This is a genomic window from Rhizobacter koreensis (assembly GCF_013366375.1).
GTDB classification, from domain to species: Bacteria; Pseudomonadota; Gammaproteobacteria; order Burkholderiales; family Burkholderiaceae_C; genus Schlegelella_A; species Schlegelella_A koreensis.
Window position 1 is genome coordinate 64,388 of sequence record NZ_JABWMJ010000017.1, and the last position, 7,999, is coordinate 72,386.

The following is a 7,999-nucleotide window of genomic DNA, read 5'->3' on the forward strand; positions in this document are numbered from 1 at the left end:
CGCGCGGCGGGTCGAGTTTTCCGGCTTCGACGGTGGCGCCTGGGTGGCCGACGTTGCCGGGCCGTCGACGGCCCCGACCGTGCTTCTCATGCATGGCGGCGGGCAGACACGCCATGCATGGCATGGTACGGCGATGGCGCTGGCGCGGGCCGGCTGGCGGGCGGTGGCGCTGGATCTGCCGGGCCATGGCGAGTCGGCCTGGTCGCCGCAGGGCGACTACCACGTCGACAAACTGGCCGCGGACGTGTCGCGGCTGTGCCATAGCCTCGGCGCTCCGCTGGCCATCGTTGGTGCGTCCCTGGGCGGCATGATCGGCATGGCGCTGGTCGGCCGTGCCGATGCGCCGGCGGTGGCCGCGCTGGCTCTGGTGGACGTGGGCCCGTGGCTCGAATCAGCAGGGGTCGATCGCATCGTCAATTTCATGCGCGCTCATCCCGACGGTTTCGCGACGTTGGAAGAGGCCGCGCGCCACATCGCGGACTATCGCGGTCGACCCGTCCAGGCCCATCCGCGCGGGCTCGGCAAGAACCTCAGGCAGAACGCCGCTGGGCGCTGGGTCTGGCACTGGGACCCGCGCCTGATGAACGAGGAGAACCACAGCCACCGTAACGACCCAGATTACCTGTCGCGGTCGCTGGCAAGATACCTCGGGCCTGTGGCGCTCATACGGGGTGGCCGCAGCGACGTCATCAGTGCTGCCGGCGCGGCGCGCTTCTGCGAAGCGTTCCCGCGCGCCCGCTTCTACGAACTGGCCAAGGCCGGCCACATGGTCGCTGGCGACGCCAATGATGTGTTCACGGCGAGCCTGATCGACTTCCTCGGCGTCGCCATGCCTGCGGCCGGTGCAGCCGCCACGGCGCCCTCTGCTACGAACCAGGAGAGCAACCCATGAGACTTCGCTCCTTCACCCTGTTCGATCGGATCGAGCACAACGCCCGGCTGCATGCCGGGCGCGCGGCCTACGTCGCCGATGGCGTGCGCGTGACGCACGCCGAGTATGCTGAACGCGTGCGTCGCCTGGCCGCCGGCCTGTCGTCGGCCGGCGTCGGCGCGGGGGACCGTATCGCCATCGTCGCGCACAACGGGGCGCTGTACCTGGACCTCTTCGGTGCCGCCGCCCGGCTGGGGGCGATCGTCGTGCCGGTGAACTGGCGCCTGTCTGCCGACGAGGTGGCCCACGTGTTGGCCGACACCTCGCCCCGAGTGGTGATCGCGGCGCCCGACCTGCGGGCGCAACTGGCCAGCGCCGAGTTGTCCGGTGCACGCACGTTCTCGGCCGGTACCGAGTCCCCCGAGTGGCCGGCGGCGGAGGCGCTGTACCTGGATTCGGTCGCGTCGTCGCCTGCCATGATCGACGACGCCGCCGGGCTCCTGATCGTCCACACCGCGGCCGTGGGCGGCAAGGCGCGCGGTGCCTTGCTGTCGCACCGTGGGCTGCTGGAGGCTGCGGGCCACTCGGCGCACGGCTGGGGTCTGACGCCGCAGGACGTGCACGTCGGCGTGCTGCCGTTCTTCCACATCGCCGGCATCGCGATGTGGATGGCGGTGCAGGCGGCTGGCGGTTCGACCGTGGTGATGGCGCGCTTCAACCCGAAGGCGGTTGTCGAGGCGATCGACCGCGAAGGCGGCAGCGTGATGGGCTCGTTCCCGCCGATGCTGGCCGGCGTGCTGGATGCGGCGGCTGCAACGGGTTCGGCCCTCAAGGCATTGCGCGTGGTCAGCGGGCTGGAGTCGCCCGAGACCCTGGCTCGCTTCGCTTCGACGTGTCCGCATGCCGACTTCTGGGTCGGCTACGGGCAGACCGAGACCTCGGGGTCCGTGTCCATGGCGAGAATGTCCGCCCGCCCGGGCAGTGCCGGGTTGCCGGTGGACGGTCATGTGGTTTCGATCGTCGACGACGAGGACCGGTCCGTGCCCGCTGGCGCCACCGGCGAGATCGTGGTGCGTGGACCGATGGTGTTCCGCGGCTACTGGCGGCGCGACGAAGACAACGCCTTCACCTTCCGCAACGGCTGGCACCACACCGGGGACATGGGGCGCCTGGACGAGGAAGGCTATCTCTGGTACGCGGGCCGATCACCGGCCAAGGAACTGATCAAGCCGGGCGGCGAGAACGTGTACCCGGCCGAGGTCGAACGCACCCTGGCCGAGCACCCTGCCGTCGCTGCCGCCGTGGTGTTCGGCGTGCCCGACGCGCAGTGGGGCGAGGCCGTCAAGGCCGTCTGCGAGATCCGCCCCGGCGCCGTCGCGGGCGCGGAGGAACTGATCGAGTTCGTCGCTCAGCGGATCGCGCGCTACAAGAAGCCCAAGCGCGTGGATTTCGTCGATCGGTTGCCTCGCACCGCCGGCGGCGCGATCGATCGCGCCGCCGTGAAGGCCGCGCACGGCGGCTGAGGCGGGGTCTCGGCGCCTCAACCCGGCGTGCTGAGCCCGCCGTTGACGCTCAGCGTCTGCCCGGTGATCGCGTCTGACTCCGGCCCGGCGAAAAACGCCACCGCCTGCGCGATGTCAGCGCAATGCACCGGGAACAGCATGCGCTTCTTCAACTGCTGCAGCATGCCGCGCTCGTGGCTGGCCAGCGCCGGCGAGGCGCCGCCCCAGCGCGGCTCGGCATCGGCGATGTAGCTCATGGCCACGGCGTTGATGCGGATGCCGTCTCGGCCAAGCTCACGAGCCAGAACGCGGCACATCTGCATCATGCCGCCGGTGGCGCCGCCGATGAACGACTCGCCTACCGTGGCCACGCGACCCGCGTCGGTCCCGATGGCGACGATCTTGCCGCGCTTGTTCGCGCGCATCGCCGCGGCAGCCGCCTGGATGACATGTGCGCGTGCCAGCCAGTGCGAGCGGATGTAGGTCTCGAAGTCCTCGCCACTCATGTCCATGAACAGCTTGAAGGCCAACGAGTCGCTGCTGGCGCCTGCGCCGCTCGCCGCCAGCACGTCCAGCCGGCCGTGACGCTGCACGATGCCGTCGACCAGGGCCTGCACCGCGGCACGGTCGGTCAGGTCCGCGGCGGCGAACTCGGCCCGCCCGCCCGCGGCGGCGATCTCGTCGGCCACCGCCTGCCCGGCAGCGGCGTTGCGCCCGCTGACGACCACATGCGCGCCGCGCCGCGCCAGTTCGAGCGCGATCGCGCGGCCGATGTAGGCGGTGGCACCCGTCACCAGCGCGATGGGAGCGGAGAGCGGGCACGATTGTCGAGGCGCTTCGGATGCCATAGAATTCAACCTAACATTTGTTTGACCGAACGGTGCCATTGTGACGGAGAACCAGGGCCATGAGCAAACGTGAGGCGGTGATCGTCGGCGTGGCCGACCTGCCCTTGAAGGACGGAAAGGTGACGGTGCCGATGTCGGTGCTGCAGGCCCAGGCGTTGTGCGCGCGCGATGCGCTGGCCGATGCCGGCATTCCGATGCGCGCGGTCGACGGCCTGCTCACAGCGGGCATGTGGGGCGTGCCCGGTCCTGGTCAGCTGGCCACGGTGACGCTGTCGGAGTACCTCGGCATCGCGCCCCGCTTCGTCGATGGCACCAACATCGGCGGCTCGGCCTTCGAGGCACATGTCGCCCATGCGGCCACCTCCATCGAAGCCGGACGCTGTGAAGTGGCGCTGATCACCTACGGCAGCCTGCAGCGCAGCGAGGCCAGCCGCAACCTCGCGGGTCGTCCGTCCGTGCTGACGATGCAGTACGAGACACCCTGGGGTATGCCCACGCCGGTGGGGGGCTACGCACTGGCGGCGATGCGCCACATGCACGAGCACGGCACCACGTCCGCGCAACTGGCCGAGATCGCGGTGGCCACGCGCAAGTGGGCGGCGATGAATCCGTCGGCCACGATGCGCGATCCGCTCAGCATCGACGACGTGCTTGCGAGCCCGATGATCTCGGACCCGCTGCACCTGCTCGATGCCTGCCTGGTCACCGACGGTGGCGGTGCGGTGGTCATGACCACCGCCGAGCATGCGCGAGCGATCGGCCACCGCAAGCCGGTGCACGTGCGCGGCTACGGCGAGGCGCACACGCACTGGACCATCGCCGCGATGCCGGATCTCGCACGCCTGACCGCCGCCGAGATCGCCGGCCGCGAGGCCTTCGCGATGGCGGGTGTGCGACACGACGACATCGATGTCGTCGAGCTGTACGACTCCTTCACGATCACCGCGCTGCTCACGCTCGAGGCGCTGGGGTTCTGCCAGCGCGGCGAGGGCGGGGCCTTCGTTTCCAATCAGCGCACGGCGCCGGGCGGCGCGTTCCCGATGAACACGAACGGCGGGGGGCTGTCGTATGCACACCCTGGCATGTACGGCATCTTCCTTCTGATCGAGGCGGTGCGGCAACTGCGCGGCGAGTGCGGCCCGCGGCAGGTGAAGGACGCCGCCACGGCGCTGGTGCACGGCACGGGCGGCACGCTCTCGAGCGGCGCCACCTGCATTCTTTCGACGCACTGACATCGAGCAGCTCACCATGTACGACAAGCCACTTCCCGTCGTCGACCCTGAAAGCGCCCCCTACTGGGCCGCCCTGAAGGAACGCCGCCTGATCCTCAAGCGTTGTCGCGACTGCGGCCGTCACCACTTCTACCCGCGGGCGCTGTGCCCACACTGCCACAGCGACGCGCTCGAGTGGTCCGACGCTCGCGGCACCGGCAGCATCTACAGCTACACGGTCGCACGGCGTCCGGCCGGCCCTGCGTTCAAGGCCGACGCACCCTACGTGGTGGCGGTGGTCGAACTGGACGAGGGGGCGCGGATGATGACGAACATCGTCACCGACGACGTGGAGTCCATTCGCATCGGCCAGCGGGTCGCGGTCACCTTCGACGCGGTCACCGACGAGATCACGCTGCCCAAGTTCAAGGCGGCTTGAACCGAGGCCTCTAGTCATGGACTTCGAAGTCGACGCCGACACCCGGGCCATCGGCGAGGCCGTTCTGCGCTTCGTCGAGCGAGAGGTTCTGCCGCTCGAGGACGAGCACCGGGCGGTGCTGGGCAGCGAACGCACGCTCTTCCAGCCCGATGGCCGCTTCGTGCCCGAGGTGCTGGCGCTGCGCCGGCGCATCCGCATGCGCTCGGCCGAACTGGGTTACTACAACTTGTTCGGCGCCGAAGCGCTGGGCGGCGCCGGCCTCGGGGCGCAGGCGATGGCGCACATCCAGGAGGTGCTGAACCATCGCTTCGGGCCCGGTCGGCCGCTGATCCAGACCGTGGTGCTGCCGTCGCCCTTCACCAACGGCCTGTCGCCGGTGCTGCGGCACCTGGAGCCGACGGTGTTCGCGCGCTATCGCGAGGGCATCGCCAGCGGCGACAAGACGCTTTGCTTCGGCCTGAGCGAACCCGACGCGGGTTCCGACGTGTTCGCAATGAAGACGCGCGCGGTGCGCGACGGCGACCACTGGGTGTTGAACGGCACCAAGCAGTGGATCACCAATTCGCCCTACGCCGACCACGCGATGGTCTTCGCACTCACCGACCCCGAGGCAGCGGCGCGCCACCAGGGCGGGGTGACCGGTTTCTTCGTCGACACGCGAGCGCCCGGATTCTCGGTACCGCGGCTGATCAACACCATGGGCCACCTGGGCGGCGATACCGGCGTGGTGATTCTCGACGGCGTGCGCGTGCCCGACGACCATCGCCTTGGAGCCGTCGGCCGCGGCCTGGCGGTGGCGATGGACGGCGTGAACGCCGGCCGCATCGGCATGGCCGCCACTTGCCTGGGGCTCGCACGCTGGGCGCTGGACCAGGCGCTGGAATACGCCAAGGTGCGCAAGACGCAGGGGGTGCCGATCGCCGAGCACCAGGCGATCCAGTTCATGCTGGCCGACAGCGCGATGGACATCTACGCCGCAAAGTCGATGATCCAGAACTGTGCCTGGCGCATCGACCGTGGCGAAGCCGCCACCGCGCAGGTGAGCATGGTCAAGGCCTTCTGCACCGAGATGCTGGGCCGCGTGATGGACCGCAGCATCCAGGTGCACGGCGCAATGGGGCTGACCAACGAGCTGCGCATCGAGGAGGGCTGGCGCTTCGCGCGCGTGATGCGCATTCCCGACGGCACGGCCGAGATCCAGCGGCGCACGATCGCACGGCAGTTGCTGGGCGGACGGGCCGACCTCTAGGGCGTCGAGACGGCGAAGAGGCACATCGACGATGGCCGCAGCCGCGATGGAGATCAGGCGCCTGGCCGGCGCCATCGGCGCCGAGGTGAGTGGTGTCGACCTGCGTCGGCCGCTCGAAGCGGCACACGTCGCCGAGCTGCGGCGCGTATGGCTCGAGAACGGGGTGACCTCGGTCTCGGTGCAAATCGTAGCGGTAGCGTCCTCGGGTAAACCCGGCTCCGTCCTCCCCAGACGGCGCCAGACCTGCCTGTCATAGTTCCCAGCCCCGCGCCGCCGCGCGCCGACGGAGTTGTGACGTGTCAGGAGTCCACCTTCGGTTCGTTGGTGCCACGTCCCTGCCAAAGAGCATGTCGCAGGAGGATGTGGACGAAGCCTTCAGCCTGAGCGCCAAGGACATTTCCGACCTTCGAGCGGCGTTCCGCGGCTCCCGGCTCGGTGCCGCGCTTCAGCTCGTCTTCATCCGGGCGACGGGCCGGTCGCTCGATGCGGTCTCCGGCGTTCCTCGGGTGCTGCTGCAGTCACTGTGCAGATGGCTCGGCCTGAACGAAACCGCGATCGCATCGATGAAGACGCTGTACAAGCGTTCGGCGACGCGCTTCGAACATCAGCGCTGGGCCCGCGAGCAATGCGGATTCTCGCCTGTCGACGATGCGGCAACGGCTGCGCTTTCCGACGCGCTCGTCACGCTCGCTGGCTCGGCCTCTTCGGTCGACGACCTCGTCAAGCGGGCCGAGCTCTGGCTGTTCACCAACAAGTACCTCCTGCCCGGCGATCGAACGGTGCGCGACGTCGCTCGTGCGGCATTCACCGCTCAGGAACGCAGCGCGCTCGAGACCGTGCGCAAGCAGATCGCTGAACCAGATCTTCGCAGGGCCATCGCGAGGATGTTCTCCAAGCGCCAAGGGCGTACCGGCGGAACCGTTCTTGAGTGGCTACGCACGCCACCGGCAAAGCACGGAACGGCGACGCTGAACGCGACGACGCGCAAGATCACGTTCCTGAAGGCGCTGGGTGTGCACAAGTGGGATCTGTCCGCGATTCCCTCGGCGCGCCTGCGGGCCTACAGTCAGGCCGTCGTCAACCGGCCGCCCTCGGAAACCCAGCGACTGAGCGACGACAGCTTGGCCGTCGAGATGGCCTGCTTCCTGCACGCGACGCTGCTGGAGCTGACCGATGCGACCGCCGACATCGCCGCGCGCCGGGTATGCGATTTCGTGCGGCGCGCGAGCAGCTGTGTACAAGAGAAGCAGGCTCGCAGCTCGATCGGTCTGCGTGCGGAGCGCGAGCAGATTCGCCGCGTGCTCTACGACGAAAACCAGACGGCAGAGCAGAAGATCACCGCCTTGAAAGCGCTGATCCCGCCGCAGACCACAATCGGCGAAGGCAGTCATGCCGCCCTCGTCCGTGGCGCGCTCGTCGACGACAGCCGCAGCGTCACGGCGCTGCTGAATGCCGTGTCCATCCTCGACCTGCGTGGTGACGACAACGATCGGTCGATGAAGCAGGTCAGAGTCTTGAGAGACCTCGCGCGCCAAGGCGCGAACCAACTCCCGCAGGACTTCGACGTGTCGATCACCGACCGCGTTTGGCACGACCTCCTAAAGCTGCCGGACAGGGGCAAGGCGCTCGCCGCCCTGCGCGCATGCGCTGTCACCTCGATTCGCCGAGGTCTGAAAGGCGGACGGCTGTGGCTTGCCCACAGTCGCAAGCATCGCGATCGCGAGGACACGTTGATTCCGCCGAGCGAATGGCAGGAAGAGCCGGCTCCGCTGGTTTGAACACGCAGCGGCCTGAGTTAAGTGGATTGGCTGCGGTTTGAAGTTCTTCAATCCCGGGCCCCTGCCAGGCCGCCGGAGGCGCCCCGGTTGAGCCCCTGTAC

General features: G+C 68.9%; 7 protein-coding genes. 6 read left to right on the top strand and 1 reads right to left on the bottom strand.

Annotated elements, in window-relative coordinates:
- Nucleotides 1-43 precede the first annotated feature (43 nt).
- Together HQN59_RS24100 and HQN59_RS24105 are read left to right on the top strand one after the other, a co-directional pair.
- Complete coding sequence (locus HQN59_RS24100; protein ID WP_342451303.1) at nucleotides 44-892, top strand: alpha/beta fold hydrolase; 849 nt, start codon at nucleotides 44-46, stop codon at nucleotides 890-892.
- Nucleotides 889-2,394, top strand: a complete 1,506-nt coding sequence (locus HQN59_RS24105; RefSeq protein WP_176071690.1) for an AMP-binding protein — start codon at nucleotides 889-891, stop codon at nucleotides 2,392-2,394. The genes HQN59_RS24100 and HQN59_RS24105 overlap by 4 nt, the downstream gene beginning before the upstream one ends.
- A gap of 17 nt (nucleotides 2,395-2,411) precedes the next feature.
- Here HQN59_RS24105 and HQN59_RS24110 read toward each other — a convergent pair whose 3' ends face one another.
- Nucleotides 2,412-3,167, bottom strand: a complete 756-nt coding sequence (locus tag HQN59_RS24110) for an SDR family oxidoreductase (protein ID WP_176071691.1) — start codon at nucleotides 3,165-3,167, stop codon at nucleotides 2,412-2,414.
- Between the two features lie 113 nt (nucleotides 3,168-3,280).
- On the opposite strand from HQN59_RS24110, the gene HQN59_RS24115 reads away from it, so the two are divergent.
- The 4 genes from HQN59_RS24115 (at nucleotide 3,281) to HQN59_RS24130 (ending at nucleotide 7,898) form a co-directional block, all read left to right on the top strand.
- Complete coding sequence (locus tag HQN59_RS24115; RefSeq protein ID WP_176071692.1) at nucleotides 3,281-4,453, top strand: acetyl-CoA acetyltransferase; 1,173 nt, start codon at nucleotides 3,281-3,283, stop codon at nucleotides 4,451-4,453.
- Between the two features lie 16 nt (nucleotides 4,454-4,469).
- Nucleotides 4,470-4,871, top strand: a complete 402-nt coding sequence (locus HQN59_RS24120; protein ID WP_176071693.1) for a Zn-ribbon domain-containing OB-fold protein — start codon at nucleotides 4,470-4,472, stop codon at nucleotides 4,869-4,871.
- 16 nt (nucleotides 4,872-4,887) lie between these two features.
- A complete protein-coding gene (locus HQN59_RS24125; protein WP_176071694.1) occupies nucleotides 4,888-6,120 on the top strand; it encodes an acyl-CoA dehydrogenase family protein in 1,233 nt (410 codons plus the stop codon).
- 296 nt (nucleotides 6,121-6,416) lie between these two features.
- Nucleotides 6,417-7,898, top strand: a complete 1,482-nt coding sequence (locus HQN59_RS24130; protein ID WP_342451304.1) for a DUF4158 domain-containing protein — start codon at nucleotides 6,417-6,419, stop codon at nucleotides 7,896-7,898.
- Nucleotides 7,899-7,999: the final 101 nt, after the last annotated feature.

Bases quoted from the DNA above. Each gene is read 5' to 3' on its own strand.
- HQN59_RS24105 (WP_176071690.1), top strand. From the start codon at position 889: ATGAGACTTCGCTCCTTCACCCTGTTCGATCGGATCGAGCACAACGCC.
- HQN59_RS24125 (WP_176071694.1), top strand. From the start codon at position 4,888: ATGGACTTCGAAGTCGACGCCGACACCCGGGCCATCGGCGAGGCCGTT.
- HQN59_RS24120 (WP_176071693.1), top strand. From the start codon at position 4,470: ATGTACGACAAGCCACTTCCCGTCGTCGACCCTGAAAGCGCCCCCTAC.
- HQN59_RS24115 (WP_176071692.1), top strand. From the start codon at position 3,281: ATGAGCAAACGTGAGGCGGTGATCGTCGGCGTGGCCGACCTGCCCTTG.